This is a genomic window from Marinimicrobium sp. LS-A18 (genome assembly GCF_000463525.1).
In the GTDB taxonomy this organism is placed as follows: domain Bacteria; phylum Pseudomonadota; class Gammaproteobacteria; order Pseudomonadales; family Cellvibrionaceae; genus Marinimicrobium; species Marinimicrobium koreense.
Genome location: NZ_AWEP01000006.1, coordinates 666,696 through 690,425, shown reverse-complemented (window position 1 = coordinate 690,425; position 23,730 = coordinate 666,696). Strand labels below are relative to the sequence as shown.

Annotated in this window: 5 protein-coding genes; all 5 read right to left on the bottom strand. The window is 59.2% G+C overall.

Going from position 1 to position 23,730, the window contains the following annotated elements; genetic code table 11:
- Positions 1 to 11 precede the first annotated feature (11 nt).
- Entirely contained in the window at positions 12 to 3,557 is a 3,546-nt protein-coding gene (locus N645_RS0114120) for a translocation/assembly module TamB domain-containing protein (RefSeq protein WP_024462162.1), read from the bottom strand.
- Positions 3,554 to 5,323 carry an autotransporter assembly complex family protein gene (locus N645_RS0114115; protein WP_238559261.1) on the bottom strand — a complete coding sequence of 590 codons (1,770 nt, stop codon included), beginning with the start codon at positions 5,321 to 5,323 and terminating at the stop codon, positions 3,554 to 3,556. The genes N645_RS0114120 and N645_RS0114115 overlap by 4 nt, the downstream gene beginning before the upstream one ends.
- A 182-nt stretch (positions 5,324 to 5,505) precedes the next feature.
- On the bottom strand, positions 5,506 to 8,070 hold the full coding sequence (locus N645_RS0114110) for a glycoside hydrolase family 9 protein (protein ID WP_238559260.1): 2,565 nt from the start codon (positions 8,068 to 8,070) through the stop codon (positions 5,506 to 5,508).
- 130 nt (positions 8,071 to 8,200) lie between these two features.
- Positions 8,201 to 10,069: a ShlB/FhaC/HecB family hemolysin secretion/activation protein gene (locus N645_RS0114105; protein ID WP_024462159.1), complete on the bottom strand. Its 1,869-nt coding sequence runs from the start codon at positions 10,067 to 10,069 to the stop codon at positions 8,201 to 8,203.
- A 47-nt stretch (positions 10,070 to 10,116) separates the two neighbouring features.
- Complete coding sequence (locus N645_RS0114100) at positions 10,117 to 23,730, bottom strand: filamentous hemagglutinin N-terminal domain-containing protein (RefSeq protein WP_024462158.1); 13,614 nt, start codon at positions 23,728 to 23,730, stop codon at positions 10,117 to 10,119.

Below are 23,730 nucleotides of genomic sequence, written 5' to 3'. Positions count from 1 at the left end.
TGCGGGCAATTCTAGCGTTCGAATTTGTAGATCATATCCACGCTCTGGGTGACCCCGGACTCAGCTTCCAGCCGTAACTCTTCGGTAATCTCATAGCGCAGTCCCAGACTGTTGGTCTGATCGAACAGCCCCACGACGTAGCGGACAAACAGTCGCGGCGTCAGGTATTTGCCAATGTGCAAGGAGCTCTCTGTCACGTCATCCTCGGGCTGAATCCGAAACTCGTCGAGGCCAAAGGTTTCGGCGATTTCGGCGGTGATGAAGCCGCTGCGTTCAAGCCCCAGTCCGCCGATGGCGTTGACCAGCATGGAGGCATCCGCCGAGGAGGAGTTGTTGAGGGACTTGCCGGTCAGCAGTATCGCCATGGCTTCGCTGTCCGGAAGTGATGGCGTGGAAAATACCCGGCTTCGGGGCCGCTGCAAGGTGCCGCCAATTTCCAGCCCCGCGGTCACGTCATCCGTTTCGCGGGTCGCGCGAATGTCCAGCCCCGGATTGTCGTAGGGCCCCTGGAAGATCAAGCGGCCCCTTTCGATGTCCAGATCCTGGCCATAGGCCTTATAGCGCCCCTCGGCCACCCCGACCTCGCCCACCGTGAGCAGCCCCCGCTCAGGGCTTTGCAGTACCTGCAGCTCACCGGACAAGCGGGCGGTCAGGCCGAACCCCTCAAAGCGCACGTCATCGCCCAGGGCCAGATTCAGATCCACAAACAACTGGGGGCCACTGGACTCCTCGCCATTGCCGTTCGGATCCTTCAGGACCACATCGTCAGACACCCGGGTCGCCGACTCCGGCAGGGATTTGAGTTGCACCAATGCCTTGGGGATCACCGCTTCGCCGCTCAGATCGATGCGCTCGCCAGTCATGGTCAGTTGCAAGTCCGGGCTCAGCAGAACCATCAGCTCCCGGTTGTTCAGCGCCTGAAAGCGCTCGCCGGTCAGTTGGCCGGTTACCTGTCGATCCGCACTCCAGGGATTCTCGACCCGGCCCTCGAGCTGTAACTGTCCGTCGCCCGAGGTCACCTGCCCCTGCAGCGCCAACTGCTGCTCCATGGCGCGCGCCGAGAGCTGCAACCCCTGCAGGTTCAACCCCAACGCCGGCACCTTGGCGGCGCCCTCGCGCAGAGTGATCTCACCGGTCAACAGCGGCTGACTGACACGCCCGCCCAGCGTCATATCCGCCGACAGACGGCCCGCCACATCCTGCAACTGTGGCACCAGAGCCTCAAGCGGCGTCAGGGAGTCAATGCCCGCCTGCAGGGTTCCCTCAAGAGTGCCGCTATCCGTGGCCCAGTCGGCCTGCGCCTGGATGCGCCCAATCTCGCCCCAGTCGCTCTCCAGCAATGCCTCGACCTTCTGATTCTGCCAGTCAGCCTCCAGACGGGTGGTCTGCCAGGGGTAGACTTCCTCATCATCTTCGCCGAACTGATAGCGCAAGGCCCCCTCTCGGGTTTCCAGTCGCAGCCGGGCATTAGCGGCCCCCGAAGCCGGCATCAGCAACTCCAGTCGGCCTTCCAGGGTGCCCTCGAGCGATACTTCGGGCTCCAGCCAACGCTGCGCCAGTCGAAGCGGCAATCCCTCAACCAGTGCCAGGGCACTGGCGCCGCCATCCGGTTGCCACTGACCATCCAGGCAGATCCGCCCTTCCGGCGCCTCGGTGGCGGCAACCCCTTCCCGACGCTGCCAACGCGGTACCGGGCTCAAACAGAGCGACTGAACAACCACCTCGCGAGCCGACAGCACCAGAGGGGCCGGGCGATCGAGCTCCCACAGCAGGGGGTCGGGGGGCTCCAGATCCATGCGGGTCAAAGCCCCTTCCCAGCGCTCCTCATCGTAACCGCCGGACAGGGAGGCGGCGGCGCTGCCCCAGTGCTCGGAAACCAGAGCCAGATCCAGTTGGTGCTCTTGCACCCCTCCCCGGCCCTCCAGCGATATCGTTTCAAGCGACTGCCCCGCCAGGGTCAAGTCCGAGGCGCTCAACTGTGCGCTGAAGTCACCACCGGTGCGCGCCAGGCTCAGGTCCAACTGGCCCACCTGATAGTCCGTCCAGGCCAGGGACTGACCGTTCAAGGTCACCTCGCCTCGGGGATCTTTCATTGGCCCACTCAACGTCAGGTCCGCATTCAGGCTTCCCTGAAGGGCGGGGTCCAGCTGCGAGAGAATGGGCGCCTGCAATTGCGCCTGAAGGTCGAGCTGCTCCCCCAAGGCCCCGTTCAGGACCATCTGATTGGCCCCGAGCGCCAGCCTGAGCTCGCGGGTCAGCAGGCGCCCCTGTTCCACATCGATATCGCCACGCAACAGCAACGCCATGGCGCGCAACTGCCCGGCGACATTGAGATTGGTCACGGAGGCGCGCAGGTCTCCATCCACCTGCTGCCCCTCGCTATTGAACTGCCCCTCTATCTCTCCGGGCCAACCGGCGAGGGCCGGCACCGGCAGTTCGGCGGGGTTGATCTGCTGGAACTCGACGCCCACATCCCACTCCAGTTGCGGCGCCCAGCGCAGGGTGCCACTGGCATTCAGCCCTCCCTCGGGCAGGTCAATGGCCAGGGTTTCCAGCGCCACATGCTCGAGACTGCCGAGCCCTTTGGCACGCGCGTTCACCGACGGAAGGCCCGGCCCCTGGCCAGAAAAGGCGACCTCCAGATGGTAATCGTTGAGCCAGCCGGACAGCTGCAGCCGTCCGCCGGTTTCCAGCACCGGCCAGTCGGCGGGGAACAATGCCGGCGGCAACAGCTGCTCCGGCCAGAGCGTATCCAGCATCAACTGTGGCTGGGTTTGTTCGTCATCCAGGTTGGGCCAGAAACGAAGATCACTGGTCATGGTGGCCGGTGCGGTAAGACGGTGCTCGGCGGTGACGCTGGTCAGATCGCCCTGGATATCCGCCTCCCCCCGGAACGTCATGGGCTGTCCGCCCAGCTCCGGCAGGGTGTAGCGCCAGGCCAGGGCCAGATTCGAGTCATAGGGGTAGCGCAGTGCGGTGCGACCATTAAGCCTCACCTCGAACTCCGGCCCCACCACGGCAAGATCCCACACCCGCAGGTTGAAGGTTCCCAGGCTGAGCGTGCCGCTGATGCCGTAGAGCTCGGTTACCTGTTCCTGTTGGTGGATGCGGATGTTGCGCAAGTCGACTCCACCCAATTCGATCCGCACCGGCAGCGCCAGGGTGGGCCACTCCCGAGGCCCATCGGGCTCCGGGGCGGCCTCCTCTGCGGGGGGAGGCAGGTGTAATTCCACCGCGCTGGCCCGCAAGGACTGCACCGACACGGCGCTGTATAGCAACGCCAGGGGCTGCCAGCGGAACGAGAGGTCTTCCACCCGGTAGTGCTGATCCTCCATCCGGTATTCCACCCAACCCAGGTCCAGCCCGGTAATCAGGTTGCCGCTCATCCGCTCAAAGGTCAGGGGCAGCCGTTGGGCCACCTGGTTCAGCGCCCAGCGGCTGCCGGGCTCGGTCGCCACGATCGCGCTGACCAGCGCCAACAGCAGAATCAATACCGTCAGGACGCTATAGAGCGTCCAGCGCAGGTACTTGAACGCCTTCCAGAACCAGGGCTTCATAGATCCGGCCCCATACTCAAATGCAGGCGCCAACCTTCGTGGTCATCCAGCGCCCGGGCGAAATCCACCCGCACCGGGCCAATGGGGGAAATCCAGCGAACGCCCAACCCGACGCTGCGTTTGAAATCGAAATCCGAATTGTTGAACGCATTGCCCTGATCCACAAAGGCGGCGATCGCCCAGTTATTCATGATGCGGTAGTCGTATTCCACACTGGTGGTCAACAGGTGATTGCCCCCGACCACGACCGGCTCGTTGTCTTCTTCGCTCAACTCCACGGGCCCGATGGACTTGTAGTCGTAACCCCGCACGCTGGCATCACCACCGGCAAAGAAACGTTGTGATACGGGCAGGTCGTTGAATTCGGCCACTTCGGTGATGCCCCCTTCGGCGCGCAATAGCAACCGCCCGGGGCCAATGCCGTAAATCCCTTTGACCCGAGCGTAGAGCTGCACAAAACTCGTGTCGGAACCCAGACTGGACGGTGAACCGGATATCCGACCCAGAAAGCTCCAGCCCGAGAGCGGGTAGCTGTTGCCGTCACTACGGGTGCGGGACAGACTGAACGCCGGGATCAACAGGTCCGAGCGTTGCTCCGGCTGCCCCCCAACCTCGTAGTATTCCCGTTCATAATTGAGCGAGTAGGTCTGCAGCCAGTCGCTGTCCTCTTCGGAGCGGGTATAGCTGGCACCCACGGTGTTGATGGCGCTGAGGGTGTCGTCGGTTTTCTCGTTCTGGTAGCCGGTATACAGGCGCACCAGCTCATTGGCGGGCCGACTCATCGGAATGCTGTAGGCCGCCTCCACATTGGTGCCCACTTCCGACACCTTGATATCGGCGTTGAAGGCGTGGCCCCGGTTGTTCACATAGCGGTTTTCGTACCCCAGCAGCAGGCGCGGTCCGGTGTCGGTGGCATAACCGGCCCCGATCGAGTAGCCGTGACGCTTGCGCCCCTCCAGCTCGATCGACACCGGCACCGTCTGCCCGTCAAGTTCCTGCAGGAGTGGGTTGACCCGAACCGAGCGGAAATAGTCACTGGCATTGAGCCGGCTTTTCAGCTCGAGCATGGGCTCGGTGTCATAAGGCTCGCCCGACTGGAAGGTGTAATAACGCTGGATGAAGGAGGTATCGAGAATGTCGTGTTCAAGGCGAAGCTCGCCAAACTGATACCGGGGGCCGGTGTGGTAGACCAGCTCCAGATCCGCGGTATTCGCGTCTTTATCGACAACGACCCGAGAGCGCTCAAAGCGTCCCTCGAAATAACCCCGCGCCGAGGCGAGCACGCCGAAGCGGCTTTTGAGCGATTCGTACCGGCCGTGGTCCAGAATATCCCCCACCCGCAGCCCCGGCTGATTGCGAATGGACTGAAACGCCCCGTCGTTTTCGCCCTCGCCCTTGATGACCACCTTCACCTGCGCCAGCCGGACCGGCTCACCGGGCTCCAGGGTCAGGGTCAGTGCCCAGCAGTCCTCGCTCCGGCTGAGTTCATGGTCGCTGCTCAGGTGGTAGTAACCCAGGGCCTGGGCCGCCGACTGCACTTGACGGTTCAACTCCCGCAGCCGGGCGCGCATACGCCACAGGGGTGTGTCGCATGGCTCATCGGCAATGGTAATGAAGCTGCGCACATTGTCGCGCAGGCGATCGCTGCCGCCTTCTATTCGGATGTCGGGCGATGCGGCCCAGAGCAGGGGGGCAAAGCAAAGCAGCAAGGCGCCCACAGTGGCACTGGCCAGAGTGGACATCGGGCGGGAGCAGAAAGTCAGCAAAACGTCAGTCCGGGCACAGGTCATCCATCGAAGGGGTACTTTAACGGTTTGACTGCAGGACTCAAAGCGGGTTGCGGAAAATCCGCGTTATTTTTTGTTAGTCCGGTGCGGAGCTACTTTTCCCGCTCCAAAAAAAACGGCGCCATACCGGCGCCGCTTTCGATACGTGGCTGATGGGTCAATCAGGGTTGAGCAAACATCGAGCGCACCGCGTTGGACAGGAACAGATAGCTGCCGCCCACGGTAATCACGTACTCATTCTGACCCCAGAAGAACGGCCAGTTGTTTTTGTTTTCCGGGAAGTCCGGTGGCAGCACCAGAATGCCCGGGATGATACCGCCGGGAATGAAGGAGAAATCCGCCCGGTTGTTGCCGTACGCGACAGTGGCCGAATCCGGCCCCAGGCCCGACACAAACGAGTAGTTGGAGGCCGGGTGCTGACCAAACACGAAGTTCAGGCTGCGGTGCACCAGGTCCGCCTCAACAATCTCCGGGAAGGCCTGATTCAACCAGTAGTTGGCAATACCGAAGCTGATCACGGTACCGGCACCGGCCCAACCGCCGCGGGTAATGGGCACACCGAAGGGGTTCTCGGCTTCGAACTCGCCGATGCTGTCCCGATAGGCCTGGGTCAGTTCGCGCAGGTCGCGCTCGTAGGCCTCATCCATCAGCGGCAGCGCCGCCGCCAGCATAAAGGCGTTCTGGGCAAAGCGCTCGGACACCTGCGGCAACAGCGCGCGCACCGCGTCCGCGTATTTTTCCTCCTGAGTGCTGAGCAACAATTCCACGGCCGCTTTCAGTTGCTCTTCCTCAATCCGTCCGCCGGTGGTGTTGGCGTTGCGGAAGGTGTTGGGCTCGCGCCCCTGCTCGTACTCCCAGACGTTTCGGGCGGTCTGCAGGCTCTCTTCGGCCAGCTCGTCGTTGTAGCCACTCAGGGCCCGACTGGCGGCGGCCAATGCGGCGGCGGAGCCGTAGTTGAGCGCGGTGGTGTTGGTGGTGAAAGCCCAACGGTCGTCAAACCGGCCACTGCGCATGGTGTCCGAGGGCATCACGTCCTCAGTGGGCGTCGGATCAATGGTGGATGGCTCGTACATCTCGCCCACACCGCGTTCGTCGGCGTGAGGATCCAGCGCCGGGTCGTAGACCTTGTTGTCGGTTTTGGTGGAACCGTCACCCAGGTGCGGGTACTGGTACAGGTGCGAGGCCACAATGCCCGGAATGGCGTGCCCGATGGCCCGATGCTGGGCGATCAGCGCCAGGGTGCCGTGCTCGATCTGCTGGAGAATGTCGGACTTGCCGTCGGGACGATGGATTTCCGCGTAGCGCTTGTCCTGCAGCACGGTGGTGTTATCCCGATCGATACCGAACTGCTCCCAGGTGTGCACCAGATGCTGCACGGTGAAGTACTGGGACTGGGTGCGGATATCGTAGTCACCGGCGTCGTACCAACCGCCGTAGTTCAGGCCCGGAATATGCTCGAAGGGCTCGAAGTCGGTATCGGTATTTTCATCGTGGGCAAAGAGGTCAAAGTGCTCGTAGTTGGGCGGTGCCTGCAGGGCATCGTCCAGGTGCGAGGCACCGTGCCAGACCCGGTAGGCTTCGCGCACTTTCATATGGTCCATCTGCACCGGGAAGAAGACATCCAGGGTCAACTGCCAGGTGTTCTCATGCACCTTATCGTCGATCGGGAAAGGCAGCGTGGTCTGGTCGCCATAGGCCAACTGGTAAAGGCCGGGCTCGGTGACATCGGAGAAATCGAAGGTCAGATACTGGTAGCGCAGGTAGTCGCCCCAGGTCTCCGGGGTACCCTGCTTGACCACCTCGGTGGCGCCGCTGTCCTTGACCCGCAGCAGACGCGCCGCCCCCTCGGGCTGGGCATTGGCGTCCAGCTCAATGATGGCACGCTTGTTCTGCGCCGGATGATAGCCCAGTTGGGAATAACTGATGACCGGATCCCGGGTCCAGCCGGGGACGCCGTTGATATCCAGCTCCCACTCGGCCACCACACCGGATTCGCCGGCGGGCAGCAGGCTGCGCACCACGTACCAGCCGTTCTGGGCCTTGTTGCGACCGTCGTAGAGCATCAGTTCGCGCTCATCGCGCAGGTTGCGGATACTTACGGTGCGTTTGGGGTCTTCCGGCGCCAGTACCAGGTGCTGGCCCTGGGCAAAGGGGGTGGACTCAGTGAGGCCGTCTTTGACAATCATCGGGCCGGCGGGGTGGCGCGGGAAAGTGCCGGCCACGCCATCGGCCAGGTAACCCTTGCCGAAATAGGCCGCCGGGACAAATTCCATGTTCAGGCCAGCCTTGCCTTCCAGGGACGCGGGCAGCGGCTCATCAAGCACCACGCGCATCCGCACCTTGTCGCCGTGGGCCTCGGTCACTACGGTGTATTCAAAGTCGTGTTCCGGATAGGCCAACTGGGTTTCCACCCGCTCGCTGTCCCGAATGACCCGGCGCTCGACCAATTGGCCCATACCGTCCCACTGTTCGGGGGTGGGCAGCAGGCGCACATCGCCGTTGGTGGCGGTGCGTTCACCGTGGTGGATGATTTCCACACCACTGGTTTTGGCGTCGAAGAACAGGCCGCCGGGCGGGTTGGCGAACGCCAACACGTTGACGCCGGGACGTTCGAAGTAGTCACGCTCGTTGAGCGTCAGGGTGTCGCTGCCGGGCTGGGTCGCGCAGGCCGTGACCAGCGCGGCGGCGCACAGCCCGCCCGCCACGGGTCTGAATAAGGACTTCACTCTCTTTATCATGGTTACCCCTCGTTATCGTGGAATCGCAGAAGGCCCTTATATTCAATATGACCATCTACTTGAGGGTAACCATACCCCAACCGGCACCTTTTTTCGAATGTTAAGTGGTCTACGACATCTAAAAACTATACTGGAGATCGAAGTAGGCCCGGACGTCGTCCTCAATATCGCTATCATCCTCCAGCGCCGTATTGCGGGCCGCGAGGGGCTTAGCCAGGGTGAGCGAGCCGCGCACCCTGGCCACATTGACCCGAAAACCCAGACCAATATTGCTGAACTCCCCCTCGGTGTCCTCATCCCCTTCCAGGATCGCGTAACGCTGCCCGTAGCCATAGTCAGCAAACAGCATGGGCTGCAACGCGTCTTTCAGTGGCCCGAAACCGGGGAAAATCCAGTCGACACCGGTGTGTACACCGTCGTCCGCAAAATAGGCATTGAGGGCATAAGCGCGCGCCTTGCGCGGACCGGACAGAGAGAACTGATTCACCGACGAAAGCGCTTCGCCCGAGTACTGCAGTGAGGTGCGGCTGATCACCCGGGTCCCCAACTCGGTGAAGGGTAACCGCCAGAAGCCGAGCAGGGTATAGTCCATATTCACCAGGGTCGGCGTCTGAGGTAACTGCTCATCCATCGGGTCCACCTTGCTGAATTCGCTTCGGGTAACGCTCAGCCCCCCTTGGTGCAGCAAGCGTCGCGCTTCATCCAGGCGATCGAAGCGGTACTCCAGCGTCAGATTGCGAACAACGCTGTGCCGCACCAACGCCGAGTTGACAAAGTCCATTTCCGAGCCGATTTCCGCCCAGCGCAGGTGTACCGACCGGTTCTTAAGACGGGTGCGACGCAGTTGATAGTCCAGCGCCGCGTCGAGCACCTCTGAACGACCTTCAATATTCAATGCATCAATATCATCGGAACTCGACTGCCCGACCACGAAGTCATTGCTGGAGGCGCCCACCGAAAACTTCAGGCGCGGAAAGTAGGCGGGCACCCGGTAGCGGAACATGCCATACAGGGAGTTGTCCGGCTCGTAGGAGTTGAGCACCCCGACCTGCAGTTGATCGCCAATACCCAGTGGGTTGTGCCAATAGACATCGCCGTACAGTCGATACTCGCCGGAGGATTCCGAGCCGTGGTTATCGATGCGCAGGTTGGCATCGAGCCGACGCTCGTCGGTGACATTCAGGACCATGCGCGAATCGCCCACCTGTTGACCGGGCTCAAAGAAACCGCGCGCCCGCACACCGGGCAAATCGTTGACAAAAAACAGGCGCTCTTCAATGACGCCCGCTTTCACCGGTTTATCCAGCACGCCATCGAACACCCGGGCCAGGGTACGGTCCCGATAGTGGTCATTGTTCTCCACCCGTACCTCGCCAAGATTGCCCATCAGCACGGTGAGGTTGACCACACCGTCGCGCACCCGCTGTTCGGGAATATAGGCTTTGGCGAGAATGAAGCCACGCTCGCGATAATACCGGGTGATGGTATCGGCGACGGTTTCAATCATGCCCAGAGTAATGCCCCGTTGCCGCCGCTGCTCACGCACATGAAACACCACGCGCTGCACTTCCAGCGGGCCGACGTGGCGATCTTTGGTGTCCTCTTCGATTTCCGCAATCAGATCCGATAGCGATGCCAGCTCATCGAGCGTATAGCCCGATTCCAGCATGGCATCCTCATCCATCATATCGAAGCGCAACGCTTCGACTTTCTCCATTACTTCGGCCCGGGTAATGCCCAGTTCCGGGTATTCGACCAGTCCCTGCACGCGAAATTCACGCACATTCAGCCGGGGGCCCGCCTGGGGGTCGGGGCTGCGCTCGCGCACGGGGGGCACATCCAGATCCAGGCGCAGGCTTTGTTCTTCCAGATCCGGCACCTCGGTGGTATCCGGCATTTCCAGAAAGCTGCCCGCCACGCATGGCGTGGTGGCGAATCCCAGGCAGGCCAGACCCACCACTTTCAGAGCTGTTGATACGGCACTCATGAAACGTCCTTTAATCCCTGTTTTTTGGTCGTTATGATTGAACACACTCAGTACGCGGAATACCGTTCCTCGTCGTCATCCTCATTGCCGTAGCGCTGATCCGGTGGCATAAGAATCGAGACTTCGTCGAAACTGTAGTTGCGTACTGCGGTGAAAATGGCGGGGTCAATGTCTTCCAGGCTTTCCACTTCCACCATCTGTTCACCGGCACTGGTCAGCTCCTGATTGCTGAACTTAATGGCCGAGTTGTTTTCGAATGTTTCCGGTATCTGGCCAAAGCCCCAGACAGGCTGCCAGCTCCGAATACCCTGCAGAACCAGCGAGTCCTTGAAGTACATGACCAGCGGCCGGGCCACCGACCCGATATCGCCACTCACGACAAAAAGGCCTCGCCGGCCGACCAGGTCCGGTTTGTTCACATTGATGGCACCCAGTCCCAGCAGGCTGCCCTCCGCGACGGTAAAACGCACGGTACCGACATCGTAGTTGGCATTCACCACACCGCCGGCCTCAATGGCACCCTCGGCGGAACGATCAAATACCGATCCCTCCCGGTTGTCCAGGGTCACCGAGCCTTCGTTGAAAAACACGATGTCGTCATTGTTGGCCAGGCGATCGATCCGCACGTCCCCGGTATTGCCCAGATCGATCCGGCCCCGGTTATTGGTGGCGTGCAGTTCACGGGTATCAAGCGCGATGGTCTGTCCAGCACCAATGCCGTCAATGGCGGCCAATTCGATTCGCTGGGCAATCACGCCGGTGGTCTGCGCTTCCAGTGCGGATTCAATGCGCCGGTCGCTGCGCAGCGCAATGGTTCCCTCAGCGTTGTCGAGGTAACTGACGGTCAGGTTGTCGCCAGCGGCGTACTCAATGTGGCCGGATCGGGTTTCGGTGCGCGCCGACCGGCTCATGGTCAACTCACCGCCGGCATCCAACTGAATATCCGCCACCGCAGTCAATCGAGCATTCTGTTCAATAGCGCCCTTGGCGTTAATGCTCAGGGCACCACCACTGATCACCTCGGCGTCCTGCGCGACCCGCTCACCGGCAAGCTGAATATCGTTTGCGGTAATGGAATGATTGATCGTCAGGTTTCCGTTTTGTGCATCGAGATTCAGACTTTCGGCGCTGAGCCGGTTTTCAACCGACAGGCCCCGACCACCAATCCGCACCTGACCATCGCTGTCGATGCCATCCAGACGCAATGCTTCACGACTGTCCAGCGTCAAATCACCCACCCGGTCCGCACGCAGCCCCTGAATGCTGTTGTTCTCGTTCATGGCCTGCAGGTTTCCATCAACGGACAGATCCAGGAGATCAACCGTCCAGGCACCATCACCCTGGGTAACGTCGCCGCGATTGTTGAGCGCGAACGTCTGAGCCCGCACATCGCCCAACAACAACTCGCGTTGATGATGCAGCTCAATGTCCTGGGCGGCATCGAGATGAACGGTATTGCTGAAACGGTTGCCGCCATCCAGATAGATACCCGCCTGCTCGGACGCAAAGTGAGCGACACCCGCAACGGAAAGCTCCGCGTCGCTGGTAAGATTGCCTCGAGCCGTCACCTGCGCACGCCCCAGGCTGCGCAGTTCTTTCAATACCAGGGCTTCGCTGTTACGCAGCGCCAGGCCACCGGTGCCGACATCCGCCATCAGGGTTTCAATCCCGGTCTCGATGGGACTATCGACGGAGCCGAACTCGCTGACCGAGACCAGACGCAGCTCGCGCGCGGACAGGGCCTCGTCCGCACTCTGGGTTACCCGGGCGTTGCGGATTTCCAGGCGACCGGGCACAGACAGAGCACCGGCCAGATCCACCACATCGTCGGTATTGGCGGCGAGAGTGAGGTTGGTTTTGTTGGTGTAATTGAGCTGCGCCAGATCACTGACTTGAACCCGATTATTGTTCGCCACCACCGTATCCGGATTCAGGCGAGTATTGATGGTCAACACATTGGCCAGCACATTATCCTGCACCTGTGCCAGCTGCGAGAACTCAACACCGAAGACATTGCCATTGCCGGCCGTGTAGCGTAGCTGTTCCTCACCACCAGTGCGCGGGCTGTAGGTCACCTGATAATCGGCATCACCGCCAGACACCCGCAACTCATCATTGCCTGCGCCGCCGCTCAGGCGCTGATTGCCTTCGACACCGGTGGGCAGGTTCATCAGAAACTGGTCATTGCCGGAAGCACCGTCAATCAGGCCGGTCACACCACCACCGTCGAGATGGAACGTATCAACGCCCTCGCCTCCAATCAGGTCGGTAACGCCCTCGAAACTCAGGCGGGTGTTGAGCGTACCGGCGTTTTCGCCCCGATCAAGCCGCCAGCTATTGTCGGCGTGCAGAGAAGTCAAGGTGGTTTCGGTGTTGTTCCCGATGAAGTGGGTGATGTTGCGCAGGTCACCGCGAGCTTCTCCCACAGTCACAGCCACGAGCCGATCGACCTCGGACATGTCCACGGTGTTGTCGCCACCACGACCATCGATATAGCCGTTCAATGAACCGCCGGACAGAAACTCGACGACATCGGTGCCATTACCGCCGATCAGATTGGCCACCCCGGTGAAACTGAGGTCACCGAGTGTGCCCCGATTCTCGCCGTCCAGCACCCAGAGGTTTTCGTCCGCGCGCCCGATCAGGGTATGACCGGCGGCCGTAGGTGCCGCCAGGGTATCGATATTGAACACCTGCAGATCAGCCGTCGGTACGCCCTCTGAGGACGGAGATTCCACCGCCAACTTGAGTTTTCGATCGTCGGCCAGCTCAAACAGATCGAGGGTGTCTTCACCACCCGCGCCGTCAATTGCGCCGCTCACGGCTCCGATACCATGCAGTTCGAAACGATCCGCCTCGCTATTGCCGAGCAGGTCGACAAAGCCGGTGAAACGGATGTCACCATTGAGCGAACCGCTGTCCTGGCCATCGATCACCCAGGTGTTGGATCGGTCTTCGCCCTGAAGCCGGTGATTGGTGTCACGGTTGCCAACCAGGCTACCAACCCCACTGACACGAACATCCGCGCCCTGGTTGTTGAGGTCCAGGGAGAGCAGCAGCGGCTCGGCGGTGTTCTCGATATTGAGGACATTGTCTGCCAGAGCGCCGCGCCCCTCGATGCGACTGACCAGACCATCGCCCGAAAAAATGAAATTGTCAGTACCGCTTCCACCCACCAGATGATCAATACCCTGAAAGCTCAACTGTCCTTCGAGTTCACCCGCACCGCGCTCCTGTATACGCCAGGTGTTTCCCTCGCCGGTACCGACCAGTTGATGGTTGCGATCCAGGCTGGCGGTCAACGAGTCGATATTAACCAGCCGGGTTTCGTTGTTCTCGCGATCGCCCACCGTAAACCGGTGCGCCAGATCCGCTTCCTGAGTGGATACCGTATTGAACTCGCCCCGCCCATTGATCTGACCGACCAGCTGGCCTTCGTTCTGCAGAACAAACGCATCCTGCCCGTCACCACCTTCCAGCACATTGAAGTCGATAAAATAGAACGGCTGGTGATTGTCGATGGCCACCTCTCCGTCGTTGACGCCATCGCTGTTAGGCAGATCGGCCAATCGCTGGATGGTCCAGGCAATCGAATCCGTCACTCCGTCTGCAACTTTCAAGGTACTGGTGGTGTCGCTGGCACCGGTGCCACTTTTTCCGACCACGCCCTCAATGCCGAGAATATCCGAATCGATATCGCCCACGGTGACCACCACATCGCCGGCCTGATTGGAATAGTCCACCAGATCGATACCATCGCCATCGCCGCCTTCAATGGTACCGTCCACATTGCCGGTGCCCAGCAATGCAAAGGTATCGCTATGGGTGCCGCCGGTCAGCTCGGTGAAACCCGTGAATGTGACACCCGCGTCACTCGCGCCGGATGCGGTTGGGGAAACCTGCCCGGCATTGAGCGCATTCACCACCCAGGAGTAGGCCGCATCGGAGGCACCGTACAGGCGATTGCCCGCGCCCTGGGCATCAATCTGTTCGATTCCGACGACCTGAATGTCGACGTCGTTGAGCCCATCGAGTCCGACCGAGATCGGCCCATTGTCAGAGAGCGCAGTAAGGTCCAACGCATCGACGCCTCCCTCAGATTGAGCTCCGCCGCGTAGCTGTTCAAAGCTGGCCAACTGCCCGACCGTCAGTGCGCTACCCGCTACAAACAGATCATTGCGAGCGCCGCCCTCCAGGGTTTCCATCCCGACAAACTCGGTACTGGTGCCACTGATGCCCTGTTCGGATACCGTGCCGCGCCTTGCCTCCGTCAATAACCAACGGTTATCCCGGTTGGGCCCTCTCAGGGTGTTGCCCTCACCACCGCCAACCAGCGTCTGGATTGCCTCGAATACGATTGATTCATTGAGCGTTCCACGGCCAGCACCGTTCAGAGCCCAGGCGTTTTTGTGTTGATTTGCGCTGAGGCGATTATTGCCATTGGCACCGCCTTTCAACACACCGCTGAAGTCGTTGCCGCTGTCGAGAATCGAGAAGTGATCCGCTTGGGTATTGCCCACAAGCGTGGCCATGCCTTCAAAGGCCATATAGTGTTGGCTTACCGTGGATTCCGCCCCCACCGAACCGCCATCCGAATGGCTGATCAGCCAACGCGTCGCCACATTGTCGCCGGTCAGAGTATCGTGACCGGAACCTGCCAGTGAGTGAATGTTTTCAAAGCCACTGATCCTGCCATTCGCCGTTTCAATCTCGCCGTCATACTGACCGGTCAGCCGCCACTGGGCCGCCTGATCGGCAGTTTCGCTATCGGAAAGTTGATACGCCAATCCATTGTCGCCGTTACCACCGTCGATGCCGGAGACCTGTGCCGCCGATGTCAGGGTAAAGCGATCATCGCCTTCACCGCCAAGAAGGTCGGACAGGCCCGTAAAGGACGCAACACGATCCTCGACCGAGCCCTGATCTTTCCCGCTGACCCTCCAGTGAATCGAGTCGTCACCTTCACTCGTTACCTCAAGGGTGTCATCGTTTCCGCCACCGTCGATGGCGCCGGTGATTAGTCCCCCGGTGTTCACCACAAAGGTATCCCTTGCAGAACCGCCCTTCAGATGTTGAACCCCCTCGAAGCGAAGCGAATCGTTACCCAGGTAGCCCGAGTCCGTGCCGGTGACCGTCCAGGTAGCCTCGCTGTCAACACCGTGAAGCACATTATGCCGGTCGTTGCGTGCGCTCAGCGTTTGAATGTTCTGTACCCTCAAAGCGGTGTCCGTCTCGCCTGACCCCGACGGCGTTGACTGCCAGAAGGCAAAACCATAATCAGAGCCAGTGGTATCGATCACATTGCGGCCATTCCCGCGAGTGGCACCGCCGTCCACTGAGCCGATGATCTCGCCGGAGCCGACAAACTCGAACCGGTTATTGCCGTCACTGCCCACCAGATGATTGAAGTCGATAAAACGGATTTCATTATCGCCACCGATGTCGAAGATGCCGTCGTTGATGCCATCGCTGGAGGCCAGCTCGTCAAGTTTCTGCACGCTCCAGGTGTAATCGCCGTCACCCACCACGCGCAACGTACTGTTGGGTGACGCGTTATCGGTGTGATTGCCGATAATACCGTTGATCCCCTCCATGGCCATGCCATCGCACCCGGAGACTCCGCCCAGCAGGGCGATGCAGATATCCTCGTCGCTATTGGAGTAATCCAGGAAGTTGGAGCCACTGCCACCGGTTACCCCGCCGGTCAGGTCTCCGCCTTCGAAGGCAAACACATTGTTCTCACTGCCTTCCAGAAAAGCAAAGTCATGAAAGGCCAGGGTGGTGTCGGTCCGCTCGTTGTTTTCGGGGAACACCTTACCGGTGTTAATGTCGGTAATAATCCACTGATAGGTACCCTCTTGAGGACCTTTCAGGATGTGCCCCTGGTTTCCGCTATTGGCATCAGGGTTCGCTGTGAGGGTTTCGATATTGACGATGCTCACATCGACATCCAGGGCATCACCCATTCCCACGGTGATCCGCTCGTTTGACGGACGCTGGCTCAGGTCGACACTGTCTCGATCATCCGCTTGACCGACGGGCTCACCTCCGTTGAGCAGACCGGAGAACAAAGCGCCCGTGGCTGACGCCACAAACTGGTCGCCCTCTTGTCCACCAACCAATGTCGTCATGCCGACAAAGTCAGTGGCGGTTCCATCCACGGCGGGGCTGGCTGCATCTCCGCTCGCAGCAGAAACTACTCCCTGATCCGAACCGGTCAGGAGCCAATAGTTATCTCGGTTCGGACCCTGCAGGGAGTTGTTCTCGCCATCACCGACCAATTCATCCATACCACTGAAATTCAGAACCTCATTGAGGCGGCCGGTCCCCGTGTCGGTCAGCACCCAGGTGTTGGCACCGCTGGCGGTCAGGGTATTGTTGCCGCTTCCACCCGAGAGAGTGCTCATGCCGGCAAAATCAAGCCGTTGCTCGTCACCCGACACCGACGTTTCCAGGGTGCCCTCATGCGCGCCGGAAATGATCCATTCGCTGGGATTATCGGTGCCTTGCAGAGTATCCGCGCCCGAACCTGTCAGCGCACTGATGGCGGTAAAGTTGATGCCGTCTTCCGCTTCACCCAAGGTAACCGAACCATTGTTAGGCCCACTCAAAGCCCAGGTCGCCGCGTTCACGTCGTTAGGCTCGACATCGTAGGTGAGCGTGTTGGTGCCGGCGCCGGCGGCGATGCTTTGCACCCAGGCCTGAGCGCCGGTCAAGGTAACGCGATCATCCCCCTGACCTCCGGCCAAAACCTCGATACCCGTGAAGGTACCAGCCCGATCGGCACTGCCTGCGGCATAACCGTACACCGTCCAGTCGATTGCTTCGCCATCGGCGCTGCCAATGGTCAGAGTATCTGTGCCTACGCCACCATTAACGCCGCCGGTTACGGAGCCGGTCTGCCCGCCATTTCGTACCAAGATGAAATCATCTTGATTCGAGCCACCCCAAAGGGTCTGGATGCCCGTGAAGCTGACCGTCTGACCCTCGGCTACCAGACGACCACCATTGGCCCGATCAATTATCCAGTCACTTTGGAGGTCCGGGCCGATCAACAGATTCTCACGATCAGTGTGGGCCCGAATGGTTTCCATACCCTTGAGCCATAAGGGTGAACCACTGGTGCCGTCTGGAGCCTGCTCCCTGAGCCGAAACGCCACGGCGGCACCAGATTGCCGGGTATCAACGATGTCACTGCCGGCCCGGCCATCAACATAGCCGGTCAGTCTTCCTCCACTTTCAAACAGGAAGGTATCCACACTGGCACCACCCACCAGCTGATTGAAGTCAATGAATTCGACGTCGTCCCCGTCGTATTCGAAGGCCCCGTCATTGATCCCATCAGCACGGCTGTGTCCATTATTGTGAATTCGCCAGACGTAATCCTCATTGCCATTGGCCCGCAACTGACTGTTGAAGCCAGAGCTGCTGTTACCGATCACCCCATCGATGTTATCCAACAGAGGACCATCGCAGGCTTCACTGCCCGCAAGCAGGTTGACGCACAGATCTCCGATCGCCAGTGAATAATCCAGCCAGGTGTCGCCGCTACCACCGGTTATTCCGCCCACGGCATCTCCGCCATCAAAGCGGAAGTCGCTGTCCTCGCCACCCACCAGATAAGCGAAGCCGGAAAAATCCAGTACGCGATCAGCGCTGTTATTGGGTTGGGACTCGCCCGAGGTGGGTTGAACAGTGCCGGCATTTTCGCCGGTCAGAGTCCACAGGTAATAGCCCGACACGGGCCCAAGAAGCTGATTGCCGGTACCGCCGGCAACGTCATTGCCAGCTTCGGCGGCGGTCAGGGTTTCGATATTGCGGATGGTGATGTCGTCGCCAGTCCGGGCCACCCAAACTGACGCCTGGTTATCCGGTGCCAGCATCCCTACGGTGACGGCTTGCGTCAGGCCTTTAAGATTCAGCGTGTCATTAGCGCCAGCACCACCATCAATCACTCCCTCAAAGAGGGTATCGCCTGAAGCAGTAAAGGTATCGGCACTGACGCCGCCGACCAGGGCTGCCATACCATCAAACTGAATGGCATCACCGGGATCAGCAACGGGGGCCAGAGTGCCCGAACCAGCGCCGTCCAACGTCCACACATTGGTGACGTCAGGTGCGGCAAGTACATCTCCACCACTACCGGACAGCGTACCGAATGATATGAACTGATTGATTCGATCGACCACAGAACCGGTCGTGCCATTATCGCCAAAGTGCGTGACGGTCCAGTGATTATCATCACTGGCCAGACTGAGCGTGTTACTCGCCGTGAGGCCTCCATCCAGAGTGCCGTAAAACGCGGTTCCGGCCGTGAGTGTAAAGCTGTCCTCGGCTGACCCGCCCACCAACGAAGCCATACCCGACAATGTCAGATTATTAAGACCCTCCGCTTCGACTTCGTTCAGGGTCCATTGGTTATCCGCCAAGGTCGTACCCGCGGTAAGCTCCCAATCGGTACCCTGGTCGCGTCCGTAAAAAGTGTCTGCTCCCGCACCTTCCAGTGTTTGAATACCAAGAAAGGCTTCGACCCGCGTATCACCGCCTTCCTGTACGGCCGCCCTATCGGCCGCCGAGTGGTCCAGGTACCAGTGATTGGTCCCGCCATTGACCGAGAGGGTATTGCCCGCTTCAGACCCGCCGTCGATCTCACCGGCGAAAGAGGCATTCTCGACCAGCGTGAACCGATCCTCACCGGCACCACCGGTAACCTTGCTCATGCCAGTCAGAGATATCAGGGCGTTACTGGTGGTATCCGGTTCATAGAGGGTCCACTGACTGTCAGCGCCATAGACCCAATCGGTGGCCTCATTGCGGCCTTGGACCTGATCCTCGCCCGCACCTTCCAGCCGTTGTATACGGCTGAACCTCCCGAGTCGTAAATTGGCTGTTGCATCACGCTCGACCACCGCACTCTCAGTGCGACCATCCAGATACCAGAGGTTGGGATTGCCGTTGATGGTCAGGCTGTTGATGCTGGCCGAACCAACCGCTTGCTCACCGCCATCGATTGCGCCGGTGTAGACCGCATCGACCGACAGGGTGAATCGATCATTACCGGCACCACCGATCACTTTGCTCATACCGTCGAAGGTAACTAACGGATTTGTGCTTGTGTTCGGCTCATAGAGCGTCCATTGAGAATCGGTGCCATAGCTCCAGTCGGTGGCGTTATTGCGCCCCTGAAAGTGATCGTCACCAGAACCTTTCAACAACTGGATACCGGAAAACGTGATACTTGTGGATGAACCCGTCCGTGACGTGAGACTGCTCGCCAAGCCGTCGTCTGTCAAAGTCCATAGGTGGGCGTCTTCAGAATAAGAGGAGACCGAGTTTCCCTCGCCTCCATTGTCAGTGATGGTGTAAACCGCATCACTATGCGACACCGTGAAGTGATCTGTCTCACTACCGCCGATCAGCGCTGAGAAGCCATTGAAGTGAAAGTGGGGATTCTGTTCCTCATTGAACGTTATAGAGCTTCCGCTCTCAACACCATCATTCAGAACCCAATGATTGACCGTATTCGTCAGCGCCAGCGATTGCCCGCCAGTGCCAGTCGCATTGACTTGAATCCTGTCCGCGACCGGGGCCGAGTTTCCACCGAAGTGGACATCGCCGTAGCTATTGATCGTCAATTGCGCAAAATTAACGGCTTCGGAATCACCGACAGCGCCACCAAACGTGGTCTTTCCGGTATGTAAGATGAAGGTCGAATCCGAGTTCTCCGTACCCAGCGACCCGGTAATGGCAAAACTTCCTGCCTCAATATCGGAGTCCTGGGCCAAACCGTCAACGTCAAGTGGACCGGCGTCATTGCGAACGACCAGTGCCGAGGAAGCAACGAGTACATCGCCGTTCAGACCAATATGTCCACCATCACCATGAGAGGCGTTGGATTCAGCGTCATTCGACGACAGCGCGCCGCCTGAGGATCTTAAGTCACCCGTTAAGGTAATACCGTTAGCGGCAGCAACTATGATCTCACCGCCGCCGCCTCCGTTGGCTGTATTGGCCCGCCAAGCGTGGCTTTCTGAGTGTCCATTGCCACCACTAGTGTTTATTTCTGACAGGGTTACGCTGCCAGTCTCAGATCTGATTTCCACTTTTCCGCCAGACCCACCATGTTCTCCGTCACCAAAGGTACTGGTATCATTGCCCGCGCCGCCCGTGGAAATCAGGTTTCCGCCAAGTTCGATATTATCAACGGCCGTGACCACAATGGACCCACCGTTAAACCCGGGGCCCCCATCGGTACGGGACCCGGCCGATGCATTGATCTCCGCCCCGTCCTCCAATGACAGGGCGCCATCGGAATTGATGGTAATATTGGATCCGTTCTGTCCCTCTTGCTGAGTGGTGACGGAGCCCAGCGTCAGATCACTGTCACTGTCGATATTGATTGCGCCAAGGACAGCAGCGGAGAGCGATCCTCCCGCATCAAAATCAGTCAGAACGAGGTCCGTAGTGCTAAACAGACTCACATCGCCGGTGGTGGTGATTTTCGCCGAATGCGCCGCGCTCCCTCCGTGGAGGCGGTTTCCTGTCTCGCGCATGTCAAGATTAACCACGGCGTTTTCATTGAGGTTTTCGAATACGAAGTCGCCGGCAATATCCAGGCGTGATCCAGAGGTTTGATCCACCAAGATCTCTTCGGCGGTGGAACCCTCCGCATCCATCGACAGGTTGAAATTTCCTTCACAGCCATCGTTAATACAACTATCGATCGTCACAATAGTATCCAGCGACACTTCTTCCGAAACGCTCAGCTCAACGTTACCCCCCGTCGACCAGTCAGCCACTCCATAGCGCTTCTCGTTGTTGACCTCAATCTCTCCATCCTCAAGCGCATTCGCGTATCGGGTTATAACGGCGCCACCAAAATTGACGGTTTGACCCGAGGCGATAAAATTGCCGCCTGAAGTATAAATATCACCGGATGTGGTAATTGATCCTTCCCCGTCCCCATTGGCGTCCGCCGTCAACGTAATATTCAGGGCATCCCGAGCATCCCCGTAAAGATCAAAAATGACGGCGTCCCCGGCCGTGCTGGACCACTCGTTCTCCGTGGTCGCGTTCTGGGAGGTAGTATCAGCGTCGAAGTGAATACTGCCGTCTGCCGAGGCGGTTAAAGACGCTTCATCCCCCGTGTAACCTTCAACCAGATTTCCAGAGGAATCCCTAGGCCCCGTATCATTGAAGTTAATCACCCTGGAGAAATAGATATCCCCTGCTGCCGTAATATCAACGCTACCAGTCTTCTGGTGGAGAGGATCCTCATTGCCCTCGCTGTCAGTGCTATAGGGGTAGCCAAAGAACAGGCTGCCCACCCGGACATCCCCGCTCGCAGAATCAGAACCTTCGGTTTCGATGATTACCTTCCCACCGCCAAGGGTCGACGACGTGTCAATCACTCCTTCTCGGGTGATTTCTCCAATCGCTACGTGCCCGTCCGAATTCGAGTCCGTGTACTCCAGGCTGTAGAATGACTCTGGAGCCTGATAGCTCCCAACGTTAAAGTCACCACCGACGGTTTGAGTCTCACTAAATAGCTGGATCGATCCCGCGGCATCCAGGAGGATATCAGAGCCGTTGGAGTTCAGTGCCCCAGAGATTGTAAGATCGCCGGAGAAAACATGATCACCTTCGGAGTCATAGTTTAGATCCTGGACATTGAGGGAACTGTCGCCGGCGTGAATCTGAATGGTGCCGGCTTCCGAGGTAAGATTCGCGCCGACATTGATGGTATTGCGGGATTCTAGGGTGATGGAGGTACCTGAAATTCCGGTCCCCTCCATTAGTTCGATAGCGTCCGTCGCGGTGAGCTCTACATTTCCCGATGACGATATCGAACTTTCACCGGAAAGGATTATTTTTCTGCCTCCCTCAACACCCTGACATATTGCATCACCGCAGGTTGAATGCCCGGCGATTGCCTGGAAACTACCATTTCCCAAGGTAATACTTTTGTTTACAACTACCTGCCCTCCGGAGTGGAGTCTAAGCCATGTGTCAGGCGTGTTTTCATTAGCGATTATAGCGCTATCAATAGAAATACTTTCCGTTGCCTCAAGCATTACACTGACGTCGTTATTTAGCAACATCTCTATAGTTTGAGGCTGAATACTAAATGTTTCACCAGCATCGTCAAAACTCACTTCTCCTTGGGCATCCGGAGCATCATTACCTGAACCATCAATTATTATGTTCTCAGGATCCAATAGAAGTGTCCCAGGTCCGCGCTCTCCCGATAATCCAGCCGTACCAAAAAACGCTAACTCTCTCTTTCCCGACACTTCCGCAAAGCCACCGAGGCCATTCGATGAGCCGGCGGCCTCAATATGACCTCCAAACCGCGTACTCTCATTAGCCCAAATGATAATGCGGCCACCGTCGCCACTAGCAGTGGCGCTCGCCTTTAGCTCGGCCTCCGCTTGTACAATCGTTTTCTCTGCATTGGGCAACCAGGGGTTTTCACCCCGGTAGTCGCCCCCAAGGTAAATGCGCCCACCGCCTTCTGCCCCTGAAGCATCCACCGACGCAGTGGCCTCAGCGCCGACATATCGGCCCAGCGCCATGACCTCGCCGCCCTGCCCGCCTGCAGAGGACTGCGCCCGGGTTTCGCTGCCGCGTTTCAGTAAGGTCGTACTCAGGGCGTTGAGTTCAACCCGACCGCCGTTACCATTCTCGACATTGGCCTCGATCAGGCCGCCTTGGGTGACATTCTCGCCCAACAATACAGCACTGCCGCCGTGCCGGGAGTGCCCGACCCGTACCTCCCCCGTATTGACCAGGTCCGCCCCTTCGCCCAGCGTGAAACTGCCATCACCATGCATTACCACACTGCGTGCACCCGACAGCGAACCGGTATTGACCGCCTGGGAGAATACGTCCCGGCTGGCTGAAGCAGTCAGCAGTACTCGGCCACCCTTGGCTTCAATAGAACCCTCATTCAGTACCGCGGGATCTACGCCCAACTCCTCCTGAAGAATGGACTCGGTCACCCGTATACCCATCAGGCCGTCGCTATCGAAGGTCATCACCGCTTCTTTTCCGGCGGCCAGAGTCACCGAGCCCAGCTCGGCGCGGATCAGCCCCTGGTTGCTGACGGTTTTACCCAACAGACCGACCGAACCACCCAATGATGCCTGCAATGTCCCCTGGTTGATAACTGCGCCCTCGGCCCCATCCAGCGCGGAAAAGGCAAAATCGCCATTCATAAAATTATCAACGCCGATATCGAGACCACTGGCCAGCAGCCCCCCCACATTGACCTGAGCCGACTCACCGAACACTATGCCTCGGGGGTTGACCAGCACCACATGGCCGTTGGCATTGATACGTCCACGAATATCCGATGCCGACTCACTCAGTATGCGGTTAAGTGCCACCGAATCCGCGCCTGGCTGGAGAAAGCTCACCACCTCGTCGGCATCAAGATCAAAGGCATCCCAGTCGATGGCAATCCGGTCCGAGTACTGCTCAATCAGTGTCTGCTTCTGTGCCGCCGATATCTGGCCCGAGCCTCCGGTAATACGCCCGCCTTCCGGGCCAGCCACAGCCGACTGAGACATAACCAAAGGAGAACAAGCCAGCATGGCCATATAGAGCTTTCGTTTGGAGAAAGACAGCAGGGTGTTGGCGCGGGGCGAGATTGGCGTCAT

Bases quoted from the DNA above. Each gene is read 5' to 3' on its own strand.
- N645_RS0114120 (WP_024462162.1), bottom strand. From the start codon at position 3,557: ATGAAGCCCTGGTTCTGGAAGGCGTTCAAGTACCTGCGCTGGACGCTC.
- N645_RS0114105 (WP_024462159.1), bottom strand. From the start codon at position 10,069: ATGAGTGCCGTATCAACAGCTCTGAAAGTGGTGGGTCTGGCCTGCCTG.
- N645_RS0114100 (WP_024462158.1), bottom strand. From the start codon at position 23,730: ATGACGCCAATCTCGCCCCGCGCCAACACCCTGCTGTCTTTCTCCAAA.